At 55.4% G+C, this 26,948-nt stretch carries 22 protein-coding genes; 9 read left to right on the top strand and 13 right to left on the bottom strand.

Annotated features, from left to right (window positions below; translation table 11 throughout):
* Nucleotides 1–11 precede the first annotated feature (11 nt).
* The 3 genes from GOV87_RS08235 (at nucleotide 12) to cls (ending at nucleotide 4,113) form a co-directional block, all read left to right on the top strand.
* Nucleotides 12–1,622 carry an arylsulfatase gene (locus GOV87_RS08235; RefSeq protein WP_371808563.1) on the top strand — a complete coding sequence of 537 codons (1,611 nt, stop codon included), beginning with the start codon at nucleotides 12–14 and terminating at the stop codon, nucleotides 1,620–1,622.
* A gap of 80 nt (nucleotides 1,623–1,702) precedes the next feature.
* Nucleotides 1,703–2,677 (top strand): HAD family phosphatase, encoded by a 975-nt coding sequence (locus GOV87_RS08230; RefSeq protein ID WP_171211446.1) that lies wholly within the window; start codon nucleotides 1,703–1,705, stop codon nucleotides 2,675–2,677.
* A gap of 23 nt (nucleotides 2,678–2,700) precedes the next feature.
* Nucleotides 2,701–4,113, top strand: a complete 1,413-nt coding sequence (gene cls / locus GOV87_RS08225) for a cardiolipin synthase (protein WP_171211445.1) — start codon at nucleotides 2,701–2,703, stop codon at nucleotides 4,111–4,113.
* Here cls and GOV87_RS08220 read toward each other — a convergent pair.
* Nucleotides 4,110–4,544 (bottom strand): ion channel, encoded by a 435-nt coding sequence (locus GOV87_RS08220; RefSeq protein WP_171121501.1) that lies wholly within the window; start codon nucleotides 4,542–4,544, stop codon nucleotides 4,110–4,112. The two genes, cls and GOV87_RS08220, sit on opposite strands and share 4 nt — an antisense overlap.
* Nucleotides 4,545–4,714: 170 nt before the next feature.
* Between GOV87_RS08220 and GOV87_RS08215 the strand changes: the two genes are divergently transcribed.
* From GOV87_RS08215 to GOV87_RS08205, 3 genes are read left to right on the top strand one after another with little or no spacing between them, the layout of a single operon-like run.
* Nucleotides 4,715–5,362: an ABC transporter ATP-binding protein gene (locus tag GOV87_RS08215; protein ID WP_171211444.1), complete on the top strand. Its 648-nt coding sequence runs from the start codon at nucleotides 4,715–4,717 to the stop codon at nucleotides 5,360–5,362.
* Nucleotides 5,359–7,773: an ABC transporter permease gene (locus tag GOV87_RS08210; RefSeq protein ID WP_171211443.1), complete on the top strand. Its 2,415-nt coding sequence runs from the start codon at nucleotides 5,359–5,361 to the stop codon at nucleotides 7,771–7,773. Before GOV87_RS08215 ends, GOV87_RS08210 begins: the two co-directional genes overlap by 4 nt.
* Nucleotides 7,763–8,803 (top strand): lipocalin-like domain-containing protein, encoded by a 1,041-nt coding sequence (locus GOV87_RS08205; protein ID WP_171211442.1) that lies wholly within the window; start codon nucleotides 7,763–7,765, stop codon nucleotides 8,801–8,803. Before GOV87_RS08210 ends, GOV87_RS08205 begins: the two co-directional genes overlap by 11 nt.
* 3 nt (nucleotides 8,804–8,806) lie before the next feature.
* Here the strand turns inward: GOV87_RS08205 and GOV87_RS08200 are convergent, their stop codons facing one another.
* The 3 genes from GOV87_RS08200 to GOV87_RS08190 form a co-directional block, all read right to left on the bottom strand.
* Complete coding sequence (locus GOV87_RS08200) at nucleotides 8,807–9,238, bottom strand: universal stress protein (RefSeq protein WP_171124940.1); 432 nt, start codon at nucleotides 9,236–9,238, stop codon at nucleotides 8,807–8,809.
* Nucleotides 9,235–11,844 (bottom strand): TRAP transporter permease, encoded by a 2,610-nt coding sequence (locus GOV87_RS08195; protein ID WP_171211441.1) that lies wholly within the window; start codon nucleotides 11,842–11,844, stop codon nucleotides 9,235–9,237. The genes GOV87_RS08200 and GOV87_RS08195 overlap by 4 nt, the downstream gene beginning before the upstream one ends.
* Before the next feature lie 103 nt (nucleotides 11,845–11,947).
* Nucleotides 11,948–12,916 (bottom strand): TAXI family TRAP transporter solute-binding subunit, encoded by a 969-nt coding sequence (locus tag GOV87_RS08190; RefSeq protein WP_171121507.1) that lies wholly within the window; start codon nucleotides 12,914–12,916, stop codon nucleotides 11,948–11,950.
* A gap of 385 nt (nucleotides 12,917–13,301) precedes the next feature.
* Between GOV87_RS08190 and GOV87_RS08185 the strand changes: the two genes are divergently transcribed.
* Complete coding sequence (locus tag GOV87_RS08185) at nucleotides 13,302–14,795, top strand: BCCT family transporter (RefSeq protein ID WP_171211440.1); 1,494 nt, start codon at nucleotides 13,302–13,304, stop codon at nucleotides 14,793–14,795.
* A 105-nt stretch (nucleotides 14,796–14,900) separates the two neighbouring features.
* Here GOV87_RS08185 and GOV87_RS08180 read toward each other — a convergent pair whose 3' ends face one another.
* Nucleotides 14,901–15,950, bottom strand: coding sequence for a sterol desaturase family protein (locus GOV87_RS08180; RefSeq protein WP_171211439.1), 1,050 nt, complete (start codon nucleotides 15,948–15,950; stop codon nucleotides 14,901–14,903).
* A gap of 216 nt (nucleotides 15,951–16,166) precedes the next feature.
* Between GOV87_RS08180 and GOV87_RS08175 the strand changes: the two genes are divergently transcribed.
* Complete coding sequence (locus GOV87_RS08175; RefSeq protein WP_171211438.1) at nucleotides 16,167–16,520, top strand: multidrug efflux SMR transporter; 354 nt, start codon at nucleotides 16,167–16,169, stop codon at nucleotides 16,518–16,520.
* A 21-nt stretch (nucleotides 16,521–16,541) separates the two neighbouring features.
* On the opposite strand, the gene GOV87_RS08170 is transcribed toward GOV87_RS08175, so the two are convergent.
* Genes GOV87_RS08170 through wecB form a run of 8 tightly spaced genes read right to left on the bottom strand, consistent with a single transcriptional unit; the run spans nucleotide 16,542 to nucleotide 25,342 of the window.
* Complete coding sequence (locus GOV87_RS08170) at nucleotides 16,542–18,134, bottom strand: DUF2723 domain-containing protein (RefSeq protein ID WP_171211437.1); 1,593 nt, start codon at nucleotides 18,132–18,134, stop codon at nucleotides 16,542–16,544.
* Nucleotides 18,131–19,144 carry a polysaccharide deacetylase family protein gene (locus GOV87_RS08165; protein WP_171211436.1) on the bottom strand — a complete coding sequence of 338 codons (1,014 nt, stop codon included), beginning with the start codon at nucleotides 19,142–19,144 and terminating at the stop codon, nucleotides 18,131–18,133. Before GOV87_RS08165 ends, GOV87_RS08170 begins: the two co-directional genes overlap by 4 nt.
* Nucleotides 19,141–20,487, bottom strand: a complete 1,347-nt coding sequence (locus GOV87_RS08160; protein WP_171211435.1) for an FAD-dependent oxidoreductase — start codon at nucleotides 20,485–20,487, stop codon at nucleotides 19,141–19,143. The genes GOV87_RS08165 and GOV87_RS08160 overlap by 4 nt, the downstream gene beginning before the upstream one ends.
* A complete protein-coding gene (locus tag GOV87_RS20655) occupies nucleotides 20,484–21,104 on the bottom strand; it encodes an acyltransferase (RefSeq protein WP_171211434.1) in 621 nt (206 codons plus the stop codon). Before GOV87_RS20655 ends, GOV87_RS08160 begins: the two co-directional genes overlap by 4 nt.
* Nucleotides 21,101–22,126, bottom strand: a complete 1,026-nt coding sequence (locus tag GOV87_RS08150; RefSeq protein ID WP_171211433.1) for a Gfo/Idh/MocA family protein — start codon at nucleotides 22,124–22,126, stop codon at nucleotides 21,101–21,103. Before GOV87_RS08150 ends, GOV87_RS20655 begins: the two co-directional genes overlap by 4 nt.
* Nucleotides 22,127–22,131: 5 nt before the next feature.
* A complete protein-coding gene (locus GOV87_RS08145) occupies nucleotides 22,132–23,358 on the bottom strand; it encodes a DegT/DnrJ/EryC1/StrS aminotransferase family protein (protein ID WP_171211432.1) in 1,227 nt (408 codons plus the stop codon).
* Nucleotides 23,358–24,203 carry a glycosyltransferase family 2 protein gene (locus GOV87_RS08140; RefSeq protein WP_171121517.1) on the bottom strand — a complete coding sequence of 282 codons (846 nt, stop codon included), beginning with the start codon at nucleotides 24,201–24,203 and terminating at the stop codon, nucleotides 23,358–23,360. Before GOV87_RS08140 ends, GOV87_RS08145 begins: the two co-directional genes overlap by 1 nt.
* Nucleotides 24,200–25,342 carry a non-hydrolyzing UDP-N-acetylglucosamine 2-epimerase gene (wecB, locus tag GOV87_RS08135; protein WP_171211431.1) on the bottom strand — a complete coding sequence of 381 codons (1,143 nt, stop codon included), beginning with the start codon at nucleotides 25,340–25,342 and terminating at the stop codon, nucleotides 24,200–24,202. The genes GOV87_RS08140 and wecB overlap by 4 nt, the downstream gene beginning before the upstream one ends.
* A 754-nt stretch (nucleotides 25,343–26,096) precedes the next feature.
* Here wecB and GOV87_RS08130 point away from each other — a divergent pair.
* Nucleotides 26,097–26,870 (top strand): bifunctional 2-polyprenyl-6-hydroxyphenol methylase/3-demethylubiquinol 3-O-methyltransferase UbiG, encoded by a 774-nt coding sequence (locus GOV87_RS08130; RefSeq protein WP_171211430.1) that lies wholly within the window; start codon nucleotides 26,097–26,099, stop codon nucleotides 26,868–26,870.
* Nucleotides 26,871–26,948 lie beyond the last annotated feature (78 nt).

The raw sequence follows: 26,948 nt of genomic DNA, 5'->3' as shown, positions 1-26,948 counted from the left end.
GGGAGAAAACCATGTCACCACCACGTTCAATGGCAGACACTTGGCGCAGGGGCTTACGTAGATTCGCTGTCGCAACGGTTGCGGTCGCGCTGGCGGTTCCCGCATGGGCGCAAGACCAAAAGCCAAATATTCTGGTGATCTGGGGCGATGACGTCGGACAATCCAACATCTCGGCCTACACGATGGGTCTGATGGGTTATCAGACGCCAAATATCGACCGTGTCGCGAAAGAGGGAATGATCTTTACCGATTACTACGGTGAGCAATCCTGTACCGCCGGTCGATCCTCTTACATCATGGGTCAATCCGTATTTCGGACCGGGCTGTCCAAGGTGGGTTTGCCGGGCGCCGATCTTGGTATGCAAGTCGAAGATCCGACCATACCCGGTCTGCTTAAGGATCATGGCTATGTCACGGGTCAATTCGGCAAGAACCACCTAGGCGACAAGGATGAACATCTTCCGACAAACCACGGTTTTGATGAATTTTTCGGAAACCTGTATCACCTGAACGCCGAGGAAGAGCCCGAAAACGAAGACTATCCCGGTGATACTGTACTGGCCGACGGTCGCACCTTCCGCGAAGCCTACGGCCCGCGCGGGGTGATCAAGTCAAAGGCCGATGGCACCATCGAAGACACCGGTCCGCTGACCAAAAAGCGTATGGAAACGGTGGATGACGAAACCGTTGCCGCAGCGATCGACTTTATCAAGCGTGCCCACGAACAGGGTCAGCCTTTCTATGTCTGGTGGAACGGGACGCGCATGCATTTCCGGACCCACGTCAAGGATGAGATGCGCGCTCAGGCCAACGAAATCGTTGGCGGAGTGGCTGACGAATACACCGCTGGCATGATCGAACACGACATGCATGTTGGTCAGTTGCTTGATCTGCTGGATGAACTCGGCATCGCCGACAACACCATCGTCCACTACTCAACCGATAACGGCCCCCATATGAACACCTGGCCTGATGCGGCGGCGACCCCGTTCTGGGGCGAAAAGAACACCAACTGGGAAGGCGGCTGGCGTGTGCCCTCAATGGTGCGTTGGCCCGGCAAGATCGAAGCCGGTTCTGTAACCAACGAGATCGTTCACCATATGGACTGGCTGCCAACCTATCTGGCCGTCGCCGGTGATCCGGAAATCAAGGACAAGCTGAAGGCGGGATACAGCTCTTCAGGCATGGGCCGTGATTACAAGGTGCATTTGGATGGCTACAACATCCTGCCCCTTCTGACTGGTGAGGCGACCGAAAGCCCGCGTAAGGAGATCTTCTATTTCTCAGACGATGGCGACCTGACCGCGCTGCGCTTTGAGGATTGGAAACTGATCTTCCTTGAGCAGAAAGCCTGGGCAACGCTTCGTGCGTGGATCGAGCCGTGGACCGAATTGCGCATTCCACTGATCGTCAATCTGCGCCGCGATCCGTATGAACGGGCCTATCGTACGTCCAACACCTATTACGATTGGTTGCTGGAACGTGCGTACTTCCTGGTGCCTGCGCAGCAGTATGTCGGAACCTTCCTTGAAACATTCCAGGAATTCCCGCCTCGACAGAAGGCGGCCAGCTTCAACCTGGATCAAGTGATGGAGAAACTGGCCACACCGACAAACAACTAAGGCCAGACAACAACAAACAAGGGGCCGCCACGCACATGGCGGCCCTTCTAAGATATTTATTTAGGGTTTTGGAATTTCCTATGAAGGCAGCTCTGTTCACCACGTTCCTTTCGATAACAGCGACGACCTTGTTCGCCGACCCGCTGCCCAGTTGGGATGATGGAGACTCCAAGTCCCGGATCGTTGAATTCGTCAGCACGGTGACCGACCCAAACCACTCGGATTATGTAACTCCAGCCGAACGGATCGCAGTATTCGACAACGACGGCACTCTATGGGCCGAACAGCCGGTCTATTTTCAGTTGATCTTTGCCATGGATCGGCTTGAAGAACTTGCAAAAACAGACCCGTCCATCCTGAACTCCCCCATTTTGGAAGCCGCAGCCAAAGGCAATGTCCAAACCATTGCAGAAGGCGGGCATGAAGCATTGATCGAGGTAATCAACGCCTCACACGCGGGCGCCAGCGTCGATGAGTTTCAGGCTTCCGTAGCCGACTGGCTGCAATCAGCGCGCCACCCTGACACGGGCCTGCCTTACGACCAAATGACCTATCAGCCGATGGTGGAACTTCTGCGGTATCTCCGGGACGAGGGTTTTAGCACCTATATCGTGTCCGGCGGCGGCCTGCACTTCATGCGCGTTTTCGCCGAAGACGCATATGGCATTCCACCTGAGCAAGTGCTTGGCACATATGCTGACGCCACATACGAATCCATCGACGGTACGCCCACTATTGTAAAGTCACCCGGAATTGCGTTCATCGACGACAAACAGGGAAAACCCATCAACATAGAACGTACAATTGGCCGACGTCCCATATTGGCGGCTGGCAACTCGGATGGCGATTTTGCGATGTTGGAGTGGACGACTGCTGGGGAAGGCAATCGTCTTGGGGTATTGATCCATCACACGGATTCTGAACGTGAATGGGCCTATGACCGCGAAAGCCCGATTGGCAAGCTTGTGGACGGGCTGGACAAAGGCCCGGACATGGGATGGGTCATCGTCGATATGGCGGAAGATTGGAAACGCGTCTACACTGGGGCAAATTAGGTAGAACAGAGACTGATAACCCCATGTGGACACTACTTGTTTCCGCGTTTGTCTTTATCCTATATGTCACCGCGATCCTCTTTGCGATCCGGGCGGCGCAAACGGCGCGCACGCCACAAGGTGCAGTTGGATGGGTTGTCTTATTGATCTCCGCTCCGGTGTTCGGCGTGCCGCTCTATCTGTTTTTAGGGCACCACCGGTTTCGCGGGTATCGGATTGCGCGCAAACAAAGCGAAACCGTGGTCGAAGGCATCAAGACTTTCGCCGACTTCTCAAAACCCGACCCAGACACAATGCAGGTGAACCCAAGACCGTTTGAGGCGCTGGCGCACCTGCCTGTATCTCGTGGAAACGGGGCCGAGTTGCTGATCGACGGTCAGGCCACGTTCGATTCCATTTTCGAGGCGATTGACGCCGCGCAGAATTACGTCCTGATCCAGTTCTACATCGTGCGCGATGACGCTTTGGGCCAACAACTTCAGGCAAAGTTGATCGAAGCGGCTAAACGCGGTGTCAGTGTTCGATTCATGACCGATGCGGTCGGCAGTTATGGCCTGCCCACGGCGTATCTGGACAAACTACGCTCTGCAGGGGTTGAGATCGCCAATCCACGTGATCGACGCGGCCCGCAAAACCGGTTTCAGCTCAATTACCGCAACCACAGAAAAACCGTGATCATTGACGGGGAAACCGGCTTTATCGGCGGTCACAATGTGGGTGTCGAATATCTGGGACAGGACCCGCATTTCGGCCATTGGCGGGATACGCATATCAAAATGTTCGGCCATATTGTCCGCCAGTTGCAACTTATCTTCTGCGAAGATTGGCATTGGGCACATGAAGAGGATCTGATTGATCAACTGGACTGGGCCGGAACAGAGGCCGAGCAGGACATGAACGCGCTTCTGGTCGCCACAGGTCCCGGCGACGATACTGAGACCGGGGCAATGATGTTCTTCGCCGCCATCGCTGCGGCGAAAGAAAGAATCTGGATCGCATCCCCCTATTTCGTGCCTGACATCGACATCATGACGGCGTTGCAACATGCCTCATTGCGCGGAGTGGATGTTCGAATTCTTGTGCCTGACGTGATTGACCACCGCCTGCCCTGGCTGGCCGCTTTTGCCTATTTTGACGAAATTCGCGAATGCGGTGCGCGCGTTTTTCGCTATACCAACGGGTTCATGCATCAAAAGGCATTTGTCGTTGATGATACTCTCGCGGCGGTCGGCACGACCAATCTGGACAATCGCTCTTTCCGATTGAACTTTGAGGCGATGGCCCTGTTCTTTGACGAACGCGCAGCGCAGGCTGTGGACGATATGCTAAAGGCCGATTTCAAAGACTGTTACGAACTAGAGCGGAACTTGCCTGAACAACCCGCCTTTATCCGCTTTGGCTCTCCACTGGCGCGGCTGTTTGCCCCGATCCTTTAGGACATCAATTCCTCTTTGAACACCTGAGTCATCAAGGCAACCATAAAGGCCGTCGACAATCCAAAGGCCAGCAAACCCGTGACGGAAGCAAACGCGCCAAAAATCCGCAGGTCCTCACCCAAAACGATGTCGCCATAGCCAAGCGTTGTGAAGGTCACCAAAGAGAAATAAAGCGCCGAATTCCAATCCGGCAGGGTTTCCCCAAGAACCCAGACGATCGCCCATAGCCACACCTGAAACGTGTGAATCGCGACGATAAACACCAAGGCAACGCAGATCGGTGCGGCGATTGTGACAAACCGTTTACTTTCTTCCAGTTTCAACGCCATGCTGCGGATTGTCTGCGTGCACCAAGTCAGCAGAACAAGTTCAATCAAAAAGCAAATACCAAGATATATACTGCCCCAAAGAATCTGCTGCGCTAAGGTCATAATTCGGTATCTCTTGTCTTGGTCAGTGAATGCAGCGTCAGAATGACCGTTTAGGCAAAGGCTCACAACCCTGCCTCGGGCACCGCGACGAATAGAACCGAATCTGTGTCGGGTCTGGACTCTGCCCGGGTGGGTTCCACATTGTTGCAAATACGACCCGAGGCTTACTGATGCTGTTGAAAATAGACAATGTTCAGAAATCCCATCCCGGAGGGCGCCCTGTCCTGCGCGGTGTCTCACTGGCGCTGGACAAGGGGCAAACGCTTGCGCTTACCGGTGAAAGCGGCAGCGGGAAAAGCACGCTGCTGAACCTTGCCGCCGCGCTGGACAGTTTTGACGGCGGAGAGATCACGCTAGACGGAACCGATCTGTCCGGGCTGGAAGATCCCGGTCGTGCCGCGTTGCGCCGTCAGAGCGTTTCTTTGGTGTTTCAGCAATTCAACCTGATCCCTTCTTTGACCGTCTCGCAGAACCTGTCCTTTCACGCGCGTCTGGCAGGAAGACTGGACGAAGCGTGGTCGACCCATCTTGCGGACAGGCTTGGGCTGTCGGATTTACTGAACCGCTATCCCGAAAATCTGTCGGGCGGCCAACAGCAGCGTGTTGCGATTGGGCGCGCTATGGCTGCGCAGCCTAAACTGCTGCTTGCAGATGAACCCACCGGAAATCTGGATGAAACCGCCAGCGCAACCGTTCTGGACCTCATGCTATCTCTTGTAGCCGAAACCGGGGCCGCGCTGCTGCTGGTCACGCATTCACAGGATATTGCCGCACGGCTGGACCGAAGGGCGCATCTGTCCGGTGGGCGTATCACATGACTGTGGCGATTATTCAGGTGCTGCTGTCTCATTGGCGGCGGCACCGCTTGCAACTTGCAACCCTATTAATCGGGATTGCGCTGGCGACCGGCCTGTGGTCAGCGGTTCAGGCTATCAACGCCGAAGCACGGGCAAGCTATCAGCGCGCCAACGAACAACTCGCGCTGGGACAACACGACGAATTGAGAAATCCGGCTGGTCCAATCACGATCGACAGATATCTGTCATTGCGGCGGGCCGGATGGCAAGTTGCGGCCGTGTTGGAAGAAACCACGCGCATAGGGGGGCGCAGCATCCGCGTCATGGGCGTCGACATGGTCGCCTATCCAGCTCTGCCTGCTGTTACGGGCATTGAGCAAAGCGCCACCCCACCGGACCCGGCTGACATGCTGACCGCCCCCGGTCGGTTGCTGGCCTCACCTGACTTGGCTCGGTTTCTGAGCAACCAAACCGGACTGCCGCCCGTTCTGACAAGCCCGGACCTTCCCCCTGATCTGATCCTGACAGATATCGGTGTGGCCGAGGTTTTGCTGGACAGGAAGGGCCAAATCTCAAGGCTGATCATTCTGCCAGACCAGCCACGCACGCTTCCTGAAATCGCCGCGATTACACCCGAGCTGGAGCGGGTCGAAGCGTCGTCGCAACTGGACACCGCGCAACTGACCGACAGTTTTCACTTGAACCTGTCGGCCTTTGGGCTGCTGTCTTTCGCCGTTGGCCTGTTCATCGTGCACGGAACGGTTGGGCTGGCTTTTGCGCAGCGTCGGGGGATCATCCGAACGCTGCGGGCGCTTGGCGTTTCCATGCGGCAACTGGTCTGGGTGATCCTTTTGGAACTGTCCTTGCTGGTACTGTTCGGCGGGTTGGCAGGGCTGATGCTTGGGTACTTTCTGGCGGGTGCGCTCTTGCCTGATGTCGCAGCAACCTTGCGGGGGCTGTACGGCGCTCCGGTAAGCGGCGAAATTGCATTACAGCCGAAATGGGCGGTGGCTGGTTTGGCAATGGCTCTGGGCGGAACGCTGCTGGCCAGTGGTCACGCACTAATCCGATTGTCCCATATGCCCCTGCTGTCCGGTGCCGGAGTTCAAGCGTGGCGGACAGCCGCCTTTAACGGTTTCACCACCCCGCTTTTGGGCCTGTTGATCATATTGGTCGGCATCATCGTGCAACTGTCCATTGGTGGATTGGTCGCCGGGTTTACACTGGTTGCCGGCATGCTGCTGGGTGCGGCGCTGCTTTTGCCGTCCTTGCTTTCGCTGGTGATCGCGATTTTTCAGCGCTTTACCAAAGGCCCAATAGCCCAGTGGATCTGGTCGGATATGCGCGCGCAGTTGCCCGGCCTTTCCCTGGCGTTGATGGCGCTTCTACTGGCCCTTGCGGCCAATATCGGCGTTGGAACGATGGTTTCCAGCTTTCGCCTGACCTTCACAGGCTGGCTGGATCAACGCCTGACGTCCGAGCTGTATCTGACGGCAAAGGATGACCAGCAAGGGCGCGAAATCTCAAATTGGTTAGCGCCGCAAGTAGACGCAATTCTGCCAATTCGCAGCGTGGAACTGGCGCATCCCAGCGGACCCCTTTTTCTGTACGGAGTCGTCGACGATCAAACCTACCGCCAGCATTGGCCTCTGATCGCCTCGGGTGCGGATGTCTGGGATCGCGTGAATGCGGGCGAAGCGGTGCTGATCAATGAACAACTCGCCCGCCGTCAGGACCTGTGGCCCGGTGACGATCTTATAATCAACCGTGAATACACATTGCCCGTTGCTGGCGTGTACTCTGACTATGGCAACCCAACTGGACAAGCGATTGTCTCGATGACGCGGCTGGATCAAATCGCCCCGGGGGTTGAGGCAAGGCGCTTCGGGATACGTACGCACGCCGAAAGTGCAACGGAACTGGCACACACGCTACGGGACAGATTTGACCTTCCAAGGCAGGCCGTGATCCAACAGGCCGCGATGAAGGCACAATCCATGACCGTGTTTGAAAAAACCTTTGTGGTCACTTCGGCGCTGAATGTGCTGACGCTGGGTGTCGCGGGGTTCGCCATTCTGACCAGCCTGCTGACCCTCTGGACCCAACGCCTGCCGCAGATTGCCCCCGTTTGGGCGTTGGGCCTGACCCGCGCCAGACTCGCGCAGTTTGAGCTGTTGCGCAGCGTATTGTTGGCGGCGATTACCGCGATTATTGCGCTGCCCCTTGGCTTGGCTCTAGCCTGGACCCTTTTGGCCATCATCAATGTCGAGGCATTTGGCTGGCGCCTGCCGATGTACCTGTTTCCCGCAGATTGGGCCCGATTATTCCTTCTAACCTTGCTGGCGGCTTTGGTTGCAGCGGCTTTACCCGCCATGCGCCTTCTGCGCCTGCCTCCGGCTGAATTGCTAAGGGTGTTCGCCAATGAACGTTAAATCGTGGCTATTGATCCTTGCTCTGCTGCTTCCATCCTTCGCGCAGGCCCAAGGATATGCGGGGTTGGGCGGATCGGCTGAAGGGTTCGACATTCCGCAGCCGGGATACCGATTCAAGTTTCCGCAGGATCACGGCCCACACCCGTCCTTTCGCATTGAATGGTGGTACCTAACGGCAAACCTGACCGGAGAGGACGGGCGGCCCTACGGTATTCAATGGACGTTGTTTCGTTCTGCCCTCAAACCCAAAGAAACCGCGGGTTGGCAAAGCCCCCAACTATGGATGGGGCACGCGGCGGTTACGACCCCGGATCACCACTACTTTGCGGAAAGACTATCACGCGGCGGCATCGGGCAGGCTGGTGTGACGGCGCAACCGTTCGAGGCTTGGATAGACGAATGGCACATGCGCGGACCGGATATCAATAAGCTGTCCCTTTCGGCCAATGGGGGCAATTTCGGATATGACCTAAACCTGAACGCTCAGGGCCCGCTGGTGTTTCACGGCGACCAGGGATATTCGGTGAAATCAGGGGTTGGACAGGCCAGCTACTATTACTCTCAGCCGTTTTTCGCGGTCGAGGGCACGTTACACCTGCCGGATCAGGATATCGCGGTCACCGGACAAGGCTGGCTGGATCGCGAATGGTCATCGCAACCACTGGCAGCAGATCAAAGCGGATGGGACTGGTTTTCGCTGAGCTTCGACGACGGGAACAAACTTATGGCGTTTCGCCTGCGCGGGGATCGCAGTGACTTTACGGCAGCGACCCTGATCTCGGCAGAGGGCGAGACAACTGCCCTGCCCGATGGTTCCGTCACGTTTAGCCCGCTCGAAACGTCCACGGTCGCTGGCCGCACGATCCCGACACGCTGGCGCGTGACGCTGCCTGACCGGAACCTTGATGTCGACGTGTCCGCACTGACACCCGAGGCTTGGATGGCGACAAGGTTCGAATATTGGGAAGGTCCGGTTACGATCTCGGGCAGCCACTCGGGGCGTGGATACCTTGAGATGACAGGATACTGAGCCCTAGCGCACGACGTAGACCGAAACCGTCGAATGCCGCACAACCCGCGCAGCGTTCGGGCCCAGCAAGTAATCCTTCAGGTCCGGTTTATGCGCCCCGATCACGATCAGATCGCTGCCTGCGCCCTCGGCCGTTTTGAGAATTTCCTGATAAGCCGTTCCCGTCGCGACAACATGGCGGATTTTTTCGTTCCGCTCTTTGCCAACCGCTGCGACGCACATCTCGACCAGTTTGGAATGCGCTTCTTCCATCGCCTTGTCGTGAAAGTCTGGCTGGAAGAACCCGGAAACCCAGCTTTCCCCGAAATCGGGAAGCACCGTCACCACATCCAGTTGCGCATTATCCTGATCCGCCAGAGCCGCGGCTTTGCTCAAGACATTGCTATCCAGTTCGCCGTTGCTGATGTCGACGGCACAAAGCACCGAGTTCGTCATGCGGGCACCTCTTGTCTGGCGGCTCGGCCGCGTTGCAGGAATGCGATCAGACCCAGAAAGATCATAGCGGGAATGTAGATCAATTGCTTGGGAGGCTGGCTGGACGGCAGGCTGACCGAGGACAGACGCACCGCGTCATCGCCGTAATAGTCGAACATATCCAGCTCATCCGCCACGGGTGTGCCAAACAGCGGTTCTTCTAGTTTGACCAACCCGTCTTCTTCCAGAAGAAGCAAGCCCATAGCATCAACCCGCGCCGCGCCGCCCTCTTCGCTGCCGACCGTGACAACAACGGTTGTGTCTGTCATCTCGAGCGTGTCGAAATCCGGGCCGCTGACGACCATGCGTACTTCGGTTCCGGGCGGGGTCTCCCCGATGGTTTCCACAAATGCAGCAGGCTCGACCGATGTATAGGGCGGCGCGATGCGGTCCATGAAATAATCCGGCCTGAACAATGCAAAGGCCACCGCGATCAACGCCACGCTTTCGTAGATGCGGCTGTGGGTCAGGAAATACCCCATCGTTCCCGCCGTAAAGACAAGAATCGCTATGGTCGCAAATATCGCGACGATTATCCCTTCTACCCAAGTCACGTCGATCAACAGCAAATCGGTGTTGAAGATGAATACAAACGGCAGCGCCACGGTGCGCAGGCTGTAGAAGAACGCGGTGAACCCGGTCTTGATCGCATCCCCACCAGATACAGCAGCGGCGGCGAAACTGGCCAGGCCCACAGGCGGTGTCACATCCGCCATGATACCGAAGTAGAACACAAAGAGATGGACCGCGATCAGCGGCACGATCAGTCCGCTTTGCGCACCCAGTTCAACGACAACCCCGGCCATCAATGAGCTGACCACGATATAGTTCGCAGTGGTTGGCAGGCCCATGCCAAGGATCAGACTCAGCAGGCCGACCATCACCAGCATCAGGATCAGGTTTCCGCCTGACAGGAACTCGACCAGGTCGGCCATGACCTGCCCCACTCCGGTCAGGGTCACGGTACCCACGATCACACCCGCGGTGGCCGTGGCCAGGGCGATCCCGATCATGTTGCGTGCGCCGTCGATCAGGCCCTGCCACAGGTCGGCAACACCGTCGATGAACGTGTCTTTCAGATTGCTTTGCCCCCGGAACAACGCTTTGAGTGGCTTCTGCGTCAGAAGGATTACAAACAACAGCGCCGTCGCCCAGAACGCCGACAACCCGGGCGATTTCTGTTCGATCATCAGGAAATAAACCAGCACGATGATCGGCAGCAGATAGTGCAGACCTGCCTTGTAGATGTCCGCGATCACCGGCAGCGTAACTTCCTTGGCATTCGGATCGTCGGGTTCAAGGTCCGGCACCTGCGCGGCCAGATACAGCAGCGCCACGTACACTGCGCAGACGACAAGGCTCAGGATCAAACCCGCCGAGGACGGTGCCCAGCTTGTCACCGCCTCGACTGGGAACTGCGAGCCATAGCAAAGACCCGCAAAGACAAGGAAGAAGGACAGCATACCCAAAACAGTGCGTGCCAGATGAACGTCGCGGTCACCCAGCGTGGGCATGTTCCGCTTCACCGCCTCAAGGTGGACGATATAGACCAGTGCGATGTAGGAAATCGCGGCAGGCAGGAAAGCATGGGTGATCACCTCGACATAGGAAATGCCCACATATTCCACCATCAGGAAGGCGGCAGCGCCCATAACGGGCGGCATGATCTGGCCATTCACGGAGGAGGCAACCTCGACCGAGCCTGCCTGTTCGCTGCTAAAGCCTACCCGCTTCATCAGCGGGATGGTGAAAGTACCGGTCGTCACCACGTTCGCAATCGACGAGCCCGAGATCAGGCCGGTTGCAGCCGAACCCACAACGGCTGCTTTGGCAGGTCCGCCGCGCAGGTGGCCCAATGCTCCAAAGGCCATCTTGATAAAATAGTTCCCTGCCCCCGCCTTATCCAAAAGCGCACCGAACAGAACGAAGAGGAACACGAATTTGGTGGACACACCCAAGGCAATGCCGAACACGCCCTCGGACGTGATCCACATATGGCTCATGGCTTTCTTGAGGCTGGCCCCTTTCCAACGGATAACTTCAGGCACCCATTCCGACGAGCCAAAAAAGACATAGGCCAGGAATATGGTCGCGATGATCGCCATCGCAGGGCCGAGCGCACGGCGCGCGGCCTCAAACAGCAGCAGCAGACCACCCAGCGCGACCCATTTATCGGTGTCATCGGCAAGACCGCCTGCGTTTACGATCTTGTCGTAGAAGAAATACCCATACAACGCCACAAAGGCGCCAAGCGCGCCCATAATCCAGTCCTGCACAGGAATGTAATCCCGCGGGCTGGACTTGAGCGCAGGATAGGCGGCAAACGCCAAAAACATAGCGAAAGCCAGATGAATCTGGCGCGAGTTGTTCACCACGCTGCCCGGCAGCACCACATTCGAAACAGGTGAGGCCAAAACAACCTGAAACACGGACCACAGCGCCGCGACAACAGCCAGAAAAATTCCGACATTACCGACCGGGTTACGCCCGCCCGCATCGGACGAGGCGACAAGGTCCTGTAGCTCTTCTTCGGATAGCGGTCGGTTGGATTGGGTGTCGGAACTCATCAAGATGTCTCCCCGTCATGCGGCCTTTTTGACCTTATTTACTGCCCGGTCGAGCCGGGCTTGGGTTGCGGGGCGCCCGAAGGCACCCCGCGTCAGGTCTGGCTTACTGGATCCAGCCTTTTTCTTTGTAGTACTTCTCGGCACCCGGATGCAGAGGTGCCGACAGGCCGTCTGCAATCATTTCCTCGGGTTTGAGGTTGGCAAATGCCGGGTGCAGCTTTTTGAAGTCGTCGAAGTTTTCGAAGACCGAGCTGACAACCGCGTAAACCGCGTCATCCGACACGTCGGCCGAGGTCACAAAGGTTGCACCCACACCGAAGGTGGTGGTGTCGCCATCCGACCCACGGTACATGCCGCCCGGAATGGTCGCGGTGCGGTAGTATGAGTTACCGTCAATCAGGCCGTCGATCGCATCGCCGGTCACGTTGACCAGAACGGAATCACAAGCTGTGGTCGCTTCCTGGATCGAACCCGACGGGTGACCAACGGTGTAGATCATCGCATCGATCTGGTTGTCGCACAGAGCCGCCGACTGTTCAGCCGCCTTCAGCTCGGACGCCAGTTCGAAATCGTCAAGGCTCCAGCCCATCGCTTCGAGAACGACGTCCATGGTGCCGCGCTGACCGGAACCGGGGTTGCCGATATTCACGCGCTTGCCCTTGAGGTCTTCAAAGCTGGCAATGCCGGAGTCAGCACGGGCCACAACGGTGAACGGCTCGGGGTGGACCGAGAACACCGCGCGCAGGCTTTCGAAGGGACCAGCCTCTTCGAACTTCGAGGTGCCGTTGTAAGCGTGGAACTGCCAGTCGGACTGGGCAACACCAAACTCCAGCTCGCCTTCGCGAATGGTGTTGATGTTGTAGACCGAACCACCGGTAGATTCTACCGAGCAACGCACGCCGTGCTCTTTGCGGCCTTTGTTGACCAGACGGCAGATCGCACCGCCTGTCGGATAGTACACACCGGTTACACCGCCGGTACCAATTGTGATGAATTCCTCGGCGTATGCGGCCGGAGCCATAAATGCCGCGGTTACGACCGCGCCAAGGCTAAGCTTGCTGCTGTTTTTCATTTTTGAGAACTCCCAAACTCTTATTATGGATGAGAGACTTTTCAGCGGTCCCTCATCTGGGACCTTGCCGGTACGACAAGCCACCCCGTCTTGCAACAGGGTCAAGCATCTGAATTTTCAAAATCTCCCAACTTATTTGACGTTTCATTCAGACACTCCGCTTGTCAACCCCCGCGCCCCCCTCAACCGCCCCGAGCAGCAAATGTGAGAGAATTTCCAGAACTTTCCCCCCGAGATCAGGGGAATTCACCAGAACTGGTCTGATTGCCTTTGTTCGAAGGTGCTCACATTGAATGACGACACAGCGTGTAAAGCACGCCGGTCCTTTCGGTCATGCGCGCAAATGGAATAACCTAGAAGAAATGGCGCAGAAAGGCCTCGGATCGTGGACAGGAAATCCCCCAGCCCGCTTTTGATAATTGCTCTGACCCTCAGCGCGGGCATCGCTGCATGGGGCATTGCCGATCCGCATGGACTGGGTCGCCTTGCGACTGCGGCTGTCGAGACACAATTCAGCAGCCGTGGCTGGTTTATCATGCTCGAAGTCAGCGGCCTTCTGTTTGTTGCAATCTATCTGGCCTTTTCGCGCTTTGGCGACATACGTCTGGGGACCGATACGTCCGAGCCCGAATTTTCAACGCCGGTCTGGATCGCGATGCTGTTTGCAGCCGGGATGGGCGTGGGCCTGCTGTTTTACGGAACGGCCGAACCCCTGACGCATTTTGAGCTTTTGCAAAACTATAGCGACGATGCCGAAGCCGCCAGCCACGCCATGTTCGTGACCTACTTGAACTGGGGTTTCCACGCCTGGGCGATATACGGGATCGTAGCGTTGGTCATTGCCTATTTTGCATACCGACAAGGCCGCGCCCTGTTGCTAAGCGCACCACTGCTCGCCGCATTGGGAGAGGCTCGCTGGGTCAAGGCGTTGGGCTGGGTTTTCGATCTGCTTTCAATCGTCGCCATCGCGGTTGGTCTGGCGGGATCTATGGCGATGGGCGTCTTTCAAATTCAAACCGGGGTGGCCGGTTTGATTGGTGTTGAGCAGCCCGATAGCCTGACCCTTCCAATATTTGGAGCCCTGTGCATCGCCTTCATCATTCCCCTGCGCAGAGACCTCGGCGACGGCATGGCGCTTTTGTCGAATGCCGCGATGCTGATAGCCGTAGGGCTGATGATCTACCTTTTAATCTTCGGCCCGACTTCGTATGTGATGGACGACATCGTATCGGGGTTTGGGCGCTACCTGTTCGGCGTTCTGCCCGCTGGTTTTTCAACGGCCGGATTCTTTGACCAAAAAATCGTCAACTGGTTCCATAGCTGGACGCTGAATTACATGATCTGGTGGCTCGCTTGGTCACCATTTGTGGGTATTTTCATCGCCCGCATCTCGCGCGGGCGAACGATACGAGAGTTTTTGATCGGCGTTATTGTCACCCCCTCCCTGTTTTCAATCCTTTGGTTCGGAATCTTCGGGGGGCTAGGATTCTTTGACACTCTCAGACAGGACGGAACGCTGGCCGCGGTAAATGCCGAAAACCTTGACGCGACCACATTTGCATTGCTTGAAAAGTTTCCGCTGGACGGTTTGACCCGCACGGCGACAGTTCTGGCAGCGTTCCTGTTCGTCGTTACAAGCGTAGTCAGCGCAGGCTTTACCCTTGCTATGATTGGCGCCGGAGGGGATGAGAACCCTTCGCCCCGCATTCGTACAATTTGGGGCGGGATTCTGGGGGCCCTTGGACTTGCAATGATTTTGGTCGGGGATATCGGCCTAGTGCGCTCGATCATCGCGCTATCCGCCATTGCTTTTGTGTTTATTGTTCCGGTTCTGGTCATTTGCTTGTTCAAGTCCCTCACCAAGGAGGAAAACGCATGACTGGTGGACTGATTGATACAGTGCTGAACCTAAGTGTGTTCGCCTATGTAGGCTTTCTGATTTGGCTCAGCCAGCGCCCGGATCCGTGATCCACGGTTGCACAACTTAGAAGGCGACGCTGAACACCACGCACAAAACAGCCGCCACGCCGAACCCCATTGCAAAGCGACTGAACAGCTTTGATCCCGTGATTTCCTTCCACGCCAATTGAAAGGGTTTCAAATATAGCTCGACGATCGACCCAAACGGGTTGGGTTCGGCGCGTGAAATGCCAAATTCCAGCTTTTCGTATCCTTTTGGAACGTAAAGCGTGCCGAACAACCAATCCCAAATCGCGAAGATAAAGCCAAAGTTTTTGTCAAAGTGCTTTTCGTCAATCGAGTGATGGGTTTGGTGCTGCGCCGGGCTGATGAAGATGTAAGACAGCCAGCGCGGATAACTGAGCCAGATATGCGAATGCCTCAGATTGTACCCCAATAGGTAAAATCCAAAGAGCACAACATTCAGCCCTCCGATCGTAAGCTGCGCGGGTTCGGACATCGTCAGATAGGCATAGAACGCAAAAGCGACCTCGGTCAGAACCACCATGAACGTACCCGTAATGAACAGGTCGACCGGGTGTTGACGATAGACAGTTACGATGTTCAGCACTTCGGCAGAGTGATGAACAGAATGGAAATGCCACAACGGTGCAAACTTATGCTGCACGTAATGGGTTAGGAAAATGGCAAAATCAATCGCAAGGACCGCCACCAGAGTATAGGCCAGTGACGTGAACACGGACAACGTGAATAGGGCCTCGTGACGCGGTCCGAGCACTGACTCAAACACGTTACCGAATGCGTTGAACACGATATGCCCCGAGATCATAAAGTGGGCAATGATCCCAGAATAGATGAAAGTGTTTACGATAAAGAAATAATAATCCTGCCTTGAAGACGGGTGAAGCCAGACTTTTCGGTCAAAAATATACCCAAAAAGACCCTTCTCGATCTCGTCAGGTCGGCGCTCGCCCTCTTTTCTTTCGAAGAAGAAAAACACCGCAGCCGAGATGATAAACGCTGAAACTACATAGAGATAGAACAGGCTTGTCGATGGCAACAAAGGTGCCATGAAGTTCTGAATAACTCCGTCTTTGAACAGATCAACAAACACTGCTGGATGTACCTTTTACTTCTTTTCCCAAACAGTGAGCGGAACGACGCCGCAAGTCAACGTGCGCCTCAACCAGTCTATTTGGAAACAGTGGGTCCGACACTGCGCGGAACTACAGCAAGCACCGCAGGTCGCGCACGCGCGACTTTTCATTAGACCTAAGACCGCTTCCAGATTAGCACTTGAAGACTTAGTTTATTTTCGGAGCTTTGTCGGATGAGTTACTGGTTAGCTTTGTTGCTTGCGATTTGCGGGAATATTGGCGCGAACTTTGCTTTCAAGAAATTTACAGTTGAAACCGAGATATCCCGCTCGTGGTCTTCCACGCTGTCTGCCGCACTGCACCCGATGCTGTGGGTTGGACTGACGTTGGGTGTCATGCTTTTACTCAGTTATCTATATGCTTTGCGCGGGCTTCCTTTGCGCACCGCGTACACGCTTGCGACAAGCCTCTCTATCGTCGGAATTTCAAGCGTCGGGATGATCTTTTTTGGCGAGGCCATAGGTTTGAAAGCGGTACTTGGAATTGCCTTTGTTATTGTTGGAGTCGGGCTTCTGACAACCGGGTGACCTGTCCAGCAGTTTCAATTTTTACTCTTTCCTCAAAAGCAGACCGTATCCAAGTTCACCGAACTCAATCTTCTCGCCTTTGGCAATCGCTTGCTTGGGCATTTTTGAGTAAACTTCCGTCAGATTACTGGCTTGCTTCAGAGCCAAGGCAGAGGGTGCAATGACATCTGGGTAGATCATGACCTTATGACCACTATCCATGGTACCCTCCAGCCGACTAAGAATGACGTCGGTCTGTGTGTCCTTGGCGAAAATCGTATCGGCGGCGCCTACATAACTTAGATATTTAAACAACGGCCAGTCGGCCCCAATGATAACCAAGTCCTTCTCGCCAAGGCGGGTAATGGCGGGTTCGGCCAGTATGCGATTGTAGTCCCGCGTTGCATTGGCAAACACTCCAACGCCTGCAAACCAGTTATGAACTCCAAAGACCGCAACAATTAAAACAAGTACCGACACATGCCCAGAGCGTTGCAGAGGTCCGGAAATACGACTTCCCAACAGTAAGAATACAGGCACAAGCGTTGGCAACCACGCTTCGAAACCTTCGGGGTGCAATCCCAGCACCATAAGCGCCTGCACGGTCAAAAGCGAAATCGCACTTAGTTCAGGGCTGGTCAGCGGGCGTCTTTCACGCGCCTTAAGAACGCGAACGACTGCAAGAAGCAACAAAACCAATGCTGCCGGAATCGTAAGAAGGAATAGGCGGTAACCCCAATAGGCCGGGTCAGTGGCGACCAACTCGTGCATGAAATGGTCCGCAAACTTGCTTTCGATGACGTCCCGTGTTGGTGGGAACGCAAACATCCAATTCGCCGACAACAGGTTTTGAAAGAACGCCACCGCCGAAGCGGAAAGACTGACCATGTCGGGCAGCACAACAACTTTGCCGTCCGTATCTAAAATTGTGTGCAACGGATCACTAGATCCCCCGGTGCGTGCCAAGCTTAGAAACCCCGCCGCCAAGAACAGACCGTAGATTGCACAGTATTGAATAAGGTCTTTCAAGACCCGCCGGGACAGGAAGAATACCGGGATTGCTATGCCTGCGACGATGCCCAACGGCTGATAGAAAAACGAAGCAACTGCACCCGCTATCGCAGTGATCCAGATCCGTTTTGACCGCGCAGAGGGCACCATCCCCGCCGAAGAGAAGGCCAAGGTAAGCAGAACTATCGTGAACAACATCGCTGAGGGATAAACCTCAAGCTCGGTTGCGTATCGCCATGTGCCGTAACTGACCCCGAAAGTAATGGCGGTAAGCCAAGACGCAGGTGAAGGCACAGCGAATTGTCGCGATAACAACCGTTCAAGCAAGATGACTGAAAGCGAAGCAAATATCGCGTTGGCGATACTCAGGATCAAAAACGGATCGGGCTCGGCCTGAAAAATTGAAACTATCTGGTAAAGCAACTGCATCGAAGACAGCCACAACAACAGCCGGACCGGCGCCTCGAAAAGGTCATGTTGCGAGATAATCTCGGCGAAATAATACGAGTCGATTGCTGTCGTATGATACTGAGGCGCAGTCACCAGATAGGAAACAGTGAGAATGCAGAACACGCTGACTCTCAGCAGCGCCTGATAAGATTGAGTATGCCGGGCCGCAATCATCGGGTGGCGCTCGTTTCTTGGGCCAAATCGACGGCATCCGTGTCTTCGACGGCGAAATCCGGTCTTCGCAAAGGCAGCTCGGTGCTATTCAGAGTCTTCGCGTGCCCAGCCATCGTCGTGACGTCATACTCAGCGTTCAGCTTGGACAAGAAGCGCTTCATGCGGGCAAGCTTTTCAGTAGAGGGTTGGTTCATACCGGGGAAAAATGCCAACTGCTGCACGTCATCCCCCCCCATGAAGTCCAGCGGATGCAGTAACATCGAAGGGGCTACACCGGCCACATCACAAGCTCGTAAAGCGGATGCATAATAGGCCGAAGCCAGCCCCTCGGACGCGCCTGCGATCCAGTGCAAATAACTGTAATGGAACGGTATTCGAGCAAACGGCATAGTCGAAACTGGGATTTCGACTATCCGCTCTCGGTTCAGGTCCCATGCATAGGGTTTTAAGGGTCGAAAGCCATCCTTTATCCCGCCGAACAGGACTTTTCGTCTTTCCTTTTGATCTGATGACAAGCGCGACTTGGCAAAATAATAAGCCCGCGCCAGAGGGCCGACGATCGTGGGAAAGGTCGAGCAGTCATAGTCATACCCACGTTGTTTCAGTACATCCAAAACGGTTTCTGACAAACTGTAACCCGGACCCCGGAACCCCTTGGGCGTAACGCCTGTAGCAGAGTGGATCGCCTCTTCCGCGCGTTCGATTTCCTTACCGATCTCCTCGGGGGAATAAAGGTGCAACCAAGGTTCATGGTTGAATGAGTGATTGGCGATCTCGTGACCTGCATCGGCGATGGATTTTAGGATCGGCTTGTTTTCCTTGATCACCGCATCCTGCCCGACAATGAAAACCGTCATGCTTATGGAAAGCTCGTCAAGCATGTCCAGAAACCGCGGCACGACAACGTCCAAATATCCGGGAAAATCCTGCCATCCCGGATCGCCATGCGTTTTCATGTAGGACCACAGGTTATCAAGATCGAGCGACAGGCTTGCGAGCTTCTTTGTCATGCTGCTGGCCTCGCCTCGGCTGTGGTGCGGCCCAGTTCGAGTTTCGCCATGGCCTCGTCTAAGACGCCCAGTGTCGCATCGACGTTCAACGTCCCGTCAATGATCTGGGCCGAGTTCACAAAGTAAAGGCCAGGCACCGAAGTCACCGATTGCGGAGCGTTCTCACGATACCCAATGGTTGGCACGGCCATCACCTCGCGTACTCTTGATACTTTTATGTCCAGAACATCGGTGCTTGCGACGTCCGGATGCACCTTTCGCAGCGCGTCAATAAATTGCAGCGCGATCCCTTCATCGCTTTGGGCCCAATACGGATCATCCTGCGTGACGTAACGCGGTAAATAGACCAGGGTTTTGCCGTCAAACGCATCGGTGCCCGTCAAAGCAGACATTTCAACGATGCCTGTGAAAGGCAGCGCCTCGTCTGTCAGGTAGGTCAGATAATAACCGGCCAGCGGTCGATTCAGCACAACGGACGCGCAAATTATGCCTTGGTAAACCACCCCATCCAGACGGTTTTTCTCCTCGGCATTCAGCCCCTCGCACACTGCCAGATTTGCTTTTGTCGGAAGTGTCGAGACAACATTTTGGAATACCTGCCTGCCGGATGGGGTTTCGACGCAAACACCTGCGGCGGAACCAAAAACCCGGCTTACGGGGGTGTTGGTTTGCACCTCGATCCCTCTTGCGGTCAACGTATCGCGAAGGGCGTTCAGGATACGGGCATAGCCACCATTCTTTACAAAACCAAGCTGTTCAACTTTTTGAACACCCTGCCGCGCAAGGTACAAACGGCGTATGCTTGACCAAATGAACGCCGCCGATGCCCGCGATGCATTATCACCCAACTTTGCCCTGAGTAGCGGCCGCCAGAGCCGTTCAAACCCAGCCTGTCCACACCAGCGGGTTAACCACTCTTGAACGCCGATCTGCTCAAGCGGAGCCCCATCCCTGATCCGTCCAGCCGCCATCAACAGATAGGCAACCCGCATCTTGGTCACCAAACCAATTGATCTGAGGCGCAGATAGTCGAGTGCCCCGTTCAGCGGCATCAGCCGTCCGTCGCTGAAAAAACCTGTTCGCGTTGACCTCCATTCAACGTCGTCCCCCAACCCTATGTCATCGATCAGAGCGAGAGTTCGTTTATCAAACGGCAAAATCACGTGATAGAACTTGTCGTAGGTGATACCTCCGACCTGCTGCGCCATTGCAAGACCGCCCAACTCTGGCGCGGCTTCAATCAGGGTCACGCGCTTACCGGCTTTCTGCAACCGAAGCGCCAGTGCCTGACCCAAAATCCCCCCGCCAAGGACCGCCCACGTATCCGCCTGCCCAACAGTCATGACACGCTTTCCAACTCGGACGAAACGACCCCGTCTTGATAACTGTATTGCCGGTCGCACTTTGGGCAGGTCACCCTTCCCTGCCCTTCAAGGCTTCCACGGACCAAAACGTGGCCGCATTTGCAAACAGCCCCCTTCAGCCGGGCCGGGTTACCAAATACCAGATGGAACGCGCCCACGTCTTTGGTGACAACCGATCCCATTCCTACCATTGCGAACTCAGCAATTGTTATCCCGCCAGAGATTCTGCTGCCCGCTCCGATGGTGACACCGTCCCCAACAAAGGTCGGGAGCGTACTATCCTGCGGACCGGAATCCAAAAGCTGTGTGATGTCGGGGTCAGTGGCACGCGGTGTGATGTCATTGGTAAAAATAGTGCCCGCAGAAATCATCACGCCATTCCCGACCTTGACGGCATTCGGAATGTAGACAAACGAGTTTATCTTTACGAAATCGCCGATTTCGACCCCGTACGCGATATAGCTTTTGCCACCAATAATGCAGTTGTTGCCGATCTTACTGGGACCGCGCAGATGAACGTTGTCCCATACCGATGTGCCGGCGCCGATTTCTACGCCCTTCTCGACGATCGCCGTTGGGTGAATCCTGGGCGTCACGACACCACACTCTTGGGCATGACCCTGTCGATGGTGGCAACGCCGTCAACATCAACCCATCTGCCGCCTTCTGCAATCGATGTGTAACCGGCGGATATCACGTCCACTGACGCCAGAATATCCCGCCCTGTCGCAAGGCTTTTGGTTGGTTCTCCGCGAACTCCGGCTGCAAAATCCAAGACCTGATTGGAGAATGCCGGCACCTTTCCATAGCCGGTGCCAAAGGTTTCCCACTGTCCGGTCAAAGGACGCCGTATGCGCGAGGACTTCCAACCGACTTCAATGACGCCTTCGTCGCCGTACAACGCCAAGTAGTCCGAACTGTCCTTGTGGAAACTCCAAGACGTTTCGATCTGGGCCAGAGCCCCGTTTGCCGTCCTGAGCGACATGAAGACGTGGTCTTCGACACTGATATCCTGAAGACTTGGGCCCACCATGGCAGAGGCGGCGACAATACCGCCCGTGAAGAAGCGCACTATATCCACGCAATGCGTGCCATTATCCACCAAGACGCCGCCGCCAGATATTTCAGGCTGCGCGTTCCACCGGTCGGACATGTCCACCACGCCCGTAAAGACGTTCTCGATCAGTTTGAGTTCGCCAATCTCTCCCGCAGCCACCTTTTCCCGCGCGATCTGAACGTCATCCACATAGCGAAACTTTGACGCCATCGAGATCAGAATGCCTTTCTCACCAGCCGCCGACGCCATTCTGCGCGCACTTACACCATTAATCGCAAAAGGTTTTTCGCAGAGCACGGGTAAACCCGCCTCAATCAGATCCAAAACCACAGCTTCATGGGTCGCGGGCGGTGTGGATACGATCACCGCGTCACACAGCCCTGACAACGCCAATTCCCGATGCGACGCAAACGTCGCAGCGCCGTGGCCATCGGCCAATGAACTTGCGGCATCAGGTACCGTATCTGCAACGGCAGCCAGGCAGACGCCTTCGGCCTGCTCCAGTGCTTCGGCATATGCTTTTGCAATCGCGCCAGCCCCAACAATACCAAATCGTACCATCAGCTTTACTCCGCCACGTCCAGATGCGGCACGCCAGAACACACAGCGGCAATCTGTTGTGCCAAGTAATCGACGTGCTCGTCGGTGTAACGCTCGTTCCACGGCAGAACGAGAACATCGTTAAGGAAAGAATAGGTTCCCTCAAATCGCTCGGGCGCATAGTCAACAGCTTCGGGCCGGGCAAGGTTAAAGGGAAAGCCGCTGTCTCCGAACGTCTGTTGATCACGGATCACGGCGCATTCAAACGCGGGCTTCTGGATGTATCGTGGCGCCGAGTTGATGCCAAATCCGCGCAACGCCTCGGCAACGCGAACGGGGCCGCCAATTTCGGGCTGAACGATCAGCGGATATTTCCAATAGCTGTGAACAGTTTGGTCATCCGAATACGGAGCCACCAGCATGGGCAGGCCAGATATCGCGTCCGTCAGCTTTTGGGCCATCGCTTTTCTCTGGTGTACGCTATCATCAAGCTTGGCGAACTGAGCAAGCGCCACCGCGCCTTGAAGTTCGGTCATCCTCCCGTTCAGCGCGACAAAATAATGGTCCGGCTTTGGATCCCCGTAACCCCACGCCTTGTCGATAAACAACCGTATGCGCCGGGCAAGACCTTCGTCGTTGGACGTTACAATTCCACCTTCGCCGGTCGTGATGTGTTTACCTTGCTGAAGGCTAAAGCACCCGATGTCGCCAAATGTCCCGACATGACGACCGTCTATGGTTGCGCCATACGCTTGCGCGCAGTCTTCAATCACTGGAATTCCATGCTGACGGGCAACAGCGCAAATCGCCGGCATGTCTGCGGGATACCCAAAAAGGTGCGTGACGATGATGGCTTTCGTGCGGTCACTAATCGCGCGCTCAATCGTTTCCGCGGTCAGGTTTCCCGTGATCGGGTCGACATCCGCAAAAACAGGTATGGCGGTCTGGTACAGGATCGGGGTTATCGCACCCATATCGGTGATCGCCGACGTGACGATCTCGTCGCCGGGACTTGGGTCAATTGCGGAAACCGCGGCATGGATCGCCCCTGTACCCGAACTGCAGGCATACCCGAACACAGCCCCGATGGATTGGGCGAATTTGGACTGAAACTCTTTTACGAAATGACCTTTGGTCGACGTAAGCGTACCAGAGCGAATTGCGGACGTCAGGGCCACGATTTCTTCTTCACCCAACTGGCGACCGCTAGCATCCTGATCTGAAGGGAAATCGGGAACAGATGTACTCGTCATTAATCTCTTTCTCCACGAACTTGAGGGCCCGCAGAAACTTCCTGCGGGGGGATACGGTTAAAAAAAATCTTTCCGACTGCGATACTGGACATCAAGGACAGGTGATCGCGAACCACCCGCATCAGCTTCAGCTTGGACTGCCCGTATTTGCGTGTTGTCAAAACGGCCGGAACCTCATCAATGCGCCACCCACGGCGGTCCAGCAAAGCAAGAACCTCGGCCACACCGGAAAACCCGTCATGCCGGCGGGGTAAAGATACAACCGAGCTTTTCCGATACAGGCGAAAGCACGACGTGTACGTAGCCAGATTGTTCCGAAGCAACTGCCGATAACCCCAAGACGCGCCCTTGGACAAAAACAGACGCCATTCTGGTACACCTTCCACTTGTCCCTGCGGATGGTACGGTGATGCCGTCACGATCGACGTGTCTTCTTTCAGCAAGGGCAGCATCTTGGAAATAAGCGCCGGATCGTAAGAACAATCGCTGTCGATGACCGCGACCGCCTCGTCTGTCGATGCCGCTATCCCGGTGGCCGTCGCCGCCATGATCCCAAGATTTTCCTTATGACGCAGGCAGGTAACGTTCGGCGAACGCCCGAACAGGTCGTGCATTACATCCCACGTGTTGTCAGTGCTTCCGTCATCGACCAGAACGATCGACAGAACCACTTGCGAACCAAGGTTCGTCTGCAATTTGGCAAGCTTCTCTGCCAAATAATGCAGCCCCTCTTCCTCGTTGAAACACGGTGCGACCACGGTCAAGGACTGGTGATCAAGGAAGGTATCCGCCCCACTTTGTGCGCGCTGATTGTCCGCCGGAGTGGGATCGGACATGCCCGTCATTGCACCGTCCCCGCAGTAGCCAATTCAACGGCTCGCGCCACCGTCTGCCTTTTTTGCAGGATGTCCAATATCCTGGCTGCGCTGTTTCCCCGGCCAAATGGGTTTTCAACTTCTCCGACCTTTGTGGCCCAACTTTTGGGGCAATCAAGCTCCAGAAGTTCTTCCTGCAGGCGTTGCGCCGATTGACCGACAAGCCGCGCGATCCCGCAGCTCACGGCTTCCGAACGTTCTGTTTCGTCGCGCAAAATCAGCAGCGGCTTCCCAAGGCTTGGTGCCTCTTCCTGAATGCCTCCTGAATCTGACAGAATAACCCACGAGGCCGCCAGCACGTGCAGGAAATCCGGATAGGCCAAAGGCTCAACCAAGTGAATCTGATCGGACCCGGATAACTCGGCGCGCGCTACATTCTTGACCTGCGGGTTGGGGTGGACCGGGAACACAAGGCTGATGTCTGGCCGTTCTTCGACATAGCGGCGCAAGACCTTAAGGCGATCGCACATAACGGACCCAAAGCTCTCTCTTCTATGCGTCGTCAACACAATAATTCGACGCCCCTTAAGGCTGGATATCAACGACGCAACAGGCTTGGAGGGACGCCTTTGCCCCATTACATGCCTGATCGAGTCCACCACCGTATTGCCAGTCAGGAAAACCCCCTGCGCTGGTACTTTCTCGGCCAGCAACGCGTTTTTATTGCTTAGGGTTGGTGCGAAATGAAAACTGGCTATGCGGGAAATCAGCCTCCTGTTCGCCTCTTCGGGGAACGGAGAATCGATACTCGCAGTCCGCAGTCCAGCCTCGACATGACCAACAGGTATCTGTCGCTGCCACGCAGCCAAAGCACTGCCAAACGCGCTTGAGGTGTCACCCTGAACAAGAACCACATCTGGCTTCTCTTCCTCCAGAACGCGATCAATCCGTCCAACAACCCGAGAAATCACGTCATTCAATGACTGCGCGTGCTTCATGACTTCAAGGTCGTAATCAACGGGGATTGCCCATTCTTTAGCCAGAGACCGCACAAGGTCAGTGTGCTGGGACGTCATCACTGTAATCAGCTCAACATCTTCACGCTCACCCGCTTCGCGAATAATCGGCAGCATCTTGATTAATTCCGGGCGCGTTCCAAAAACCAACATGACTTTCAACGCCGCACGACGTGATTGTCTGCCCGAACGCCGACCCAAAGGTGCTTTTCCAAACACCTTTTGTTCAGACCTATTTTCCGAATGAGGGTTCCCCATAACGCTTAAACAGCGCCGAAAACTGCGCCCATTCGAGCGCACAAATAACCAAATTCACACAAACCAAACACCCCACTATTCATCATTACCCCGGGCGTAAAATTCCGCCCAAGTCACAATACTTTTCGTACTGCTCTGCTATGAATAGTCGCGAGATTTTTACTCGCAAAAATTGCCTGCCCCCACATTCAAAGTCCGTTATGGGATGCAGAATTGTCAACCGATTCGTTTAAAACGGCCTGAATTCGCCCCCGAGCATCCAGTCTTTTTAACAATTTAGGGCAAGGCGAAAGGGAAACTGAACGACAAAAAAAGTGTCCACGAAAGAGAAACAATTATAGCTATTTTGGAAATATTGACGCCCAATTTATCCCGTCAACCATCACAAAGATCTGACTTTCAATCAGCCGTCAACGCGCCCGAATTAAGTGCGACTTGATATCAATTTAATTGGCGATCATTCAATCCATACGCCTTTAATTTTGACGATCGCGCACAGATTTGCGACATGTTGAAGACCGATTTGAACAATTGCGGCGGGATTTGCCGAGTGAACCATGCACGTGAATTAAAAACAGGCCAAAGCTCAATTTGCCCGGCCTGTGAAAATAGAACCGAATTTGCATTCGCCAAAAACGGACACTCAATTATGCAATGCCCGGCCTGCGGAAACCGCTCGGTTGCAGGCTTGTTTGATCAGGACCACGTTGCATCAGTTTATGACGATAGCTATTTTTTTGGTGGTGGCGCTGGGTATTCCGATTACCTGAGCGAGGCTCAGTTGTTGCGAGACCAAGGCCGACGGTACGGAGAACTCCTGTCCCGCCATTCAAAAAATGGGCGGCTTCTTGAGGTTGGTAGTGCCGCAGGCTTTCTTCAAGCCGGGATGGAGGATGCAGGCTGGGCGACGACAGGCCTGGACCCCAACCAGACGATGGTTTCGCACGCTCGGGACACGCTGGGTCTGAACGCGCTGCAGGGAAGCCTTGAAGACTGCAAAGGACTGGAACCTTTCGATGCCGTCAGTTTGATACAGGTTATCGGCCACTTTCACGACCTGCCCAAGGCCATGAAATCGGTCGCGGATTTGACGCGGCCAGGCGGTATTTGCGTGATTGAATACTGGCGTCTGGACAGTTGGATGGCACGTTTGATGGGCAAGCGTTGGCACGAGTATTCGCCCCCAAGCGTCCTGCATTGGTTTACGCGATCCGGGCTTGATACACTGATGCGGCGTCATTCTTTTTCGGTGATGGATAGCGGCAAACCAAAGAAATACATATCCGCAGGGCACGCTGCGTCGTTGTTGGAACATCTTCTTGGCAGCAAGATACCTGTTAAGCTCCTTCGAATGCTGCACCCTGACGCGAAAATCCGCTATCCGTCATATGATCTTGAATGGAGGCTGTATCGCCGCGGGTAACGTGCACGAAACCACCAAGTAGACAGCCGACTGGACGGACGGACCAAACGCATCGGCGGAAATCGCTTGCCTCAAAGC

Origin of the sequence: Ruegeria sp. HKCCA5426 (genome assembly GCF_013034585.1) — a bacterium.
Taxonomy (GTDB): Bacteria; Pseudomonadota; Alphaproteobacteria; order Rhodobacterales; family Rhodobacteraceae; genus Ruegeria.
Note: the sequence above shows the minus strand (reverse complement) of the source record. Positions and strands in the feature narration are given on the sequence as shown.

What these genes read in the sequence shown, in the direction of transcription:
- GOV87_RS08190 (WP_171121507.1), bottom strand. Translation starts at nt 12,916, where the DNA reads ATGAAAAACAGCAGCAAGCTTAGCCTTGGCGCGGTCGTAACCGCGGCA.
- GOV87_RS08195 (WP_171211441.1), bottom strand. Translation starts at nt 11,844, where the DNA reads ATGAGTTCCGACACCCAATCCAACCGACCGCTATCCGAAGAAGAGCTA.
- GOV87_RS08165 (WP_171211436.1), bottom strand. Translation starts at nt 19,144, where the DNA reads ATGACAAAGAAGCTCGCAAGCCTGTCGCTCGATCTTGATAACCTGTGG.
- GOV87_RS08235 (WP_371808563.1), top strand. Translation starts at nt 12, where the DNA reads ATGTCACCACCACGTTCAATGGCAGACACTTGGCGCAGGGGCTTACGT.
- GOV87_RS08205 (WP_171211442.1), top strand. Translation starts at nt 7,763, where the DNA reads ATGAACGTTAAATCGTGGCTATTGATCCTTGCTCTGCTGCTTCCATCC.
- GOV87_RS08140 (WP_171121517.1), bottom strand. Translation starts at nt 24,203, where the DNA reads ATGACGGGCATGTCCGATCCCACTCCGGCGGACAATCAGCGCGCACAA.
- GOV87_RS08145 (WP_171211432.1), bottom strand. Translation starts at nt 23,358, where the DNA reads ATGACGAGTACATCTGTTCCCGATTTCCCTTCAGATCAGGATGCTAGC.
- GOV87_RS08215 (WP_171211444.1), top strand. Translation starts at nt 4,715, where the DNA reads ATGCTGTTGAAAATAGACAATGTTCAGAAATCCCATCCCGGAGGGCGC.
- wecB (WP_171211431.1), bottom strand. Translation starts at nt 25,342, where the DNA reads ATGTTGGTTTTTGGAACGCGCCCGGAATTAATCAAGATGCTGCCGATT.
- GOV87_RS08210 (WP_171211443.1), top strand. Translation starts at nt 5,359, where the DNA reads ATGACTGTGGCGATTATTCAGGTGCTGCTGTCTCATTGGCGGCGGCAC.
- GOV87_RS08220 (WP_171121501.1), bottom strand. Translation starts at nt 4,544, where the DNA reads ATGACCTTAGCGCAGCAGATTCTTTGGGGCAGTATATATCTTGGTATT.
- GOV87_RS08130 (WP_171211430.1), top strand. Translation starts at nt 26,097, where the DNA reads ATGCAATGCCCGGCCTGCGGAAACCGCTCGGTTGCAGGCTTGTTTGAT.
- cls (WP_171211445.1), top strand. Translation starts at nt 2,701, where the DNA reads ATGTGGACACTACTTGTTTCCGCGTTTGTCTTTATCCTATATGTCACC.
- GOV87_RS08150 (WP_171211433.1), bottom strand. Translation starts at nt 22,126, where the DNA reads ATGGTACGATTTGGTATTGTTGGGGCTGGCGCGATTGCAAAAGCATAT.
- GOV87_RS08230 (WP_171211446.1), top strand. Translation starts at nt 1,703, where the DNA reads ATGAAGGCAGCTCTGTTCACCACGTTCCTTTCGATAACAGCGACGACC.
- GOV87_RS08200 (WP_171124940.1), bottom strand. Translation starts at nt 9,238, where the DNA reads ATGACGAACTCGGTGCTTTGTGCCGTCGACATCAGCAACGGCGAACTG.
- GOV87_RS08170 (WP_171211437.1), bottom strand. Translation starts at nt 18,134, where the DNA reads ATGATTGCGGCCCGGCATACTCAATCTTATCAGGCGCTGCTGAGAGTC.
- GOV87_RS08160 (WP_171211435.1), bottom strand. Translation starts at nt 20,487, where the DNA reads ATGACTGTTGGGCAGGCGGATACGTGGGCGGTCCTTGGCGGGGGGATT.
- GOV87_RS08175 (WP_171211438.1), top strand. Translation starts at nt 16,167, where the DNA reads ATGAGTTACTGGTTAGCTTTGTTGCTTGCGATTTGCGGGAATATTGGC.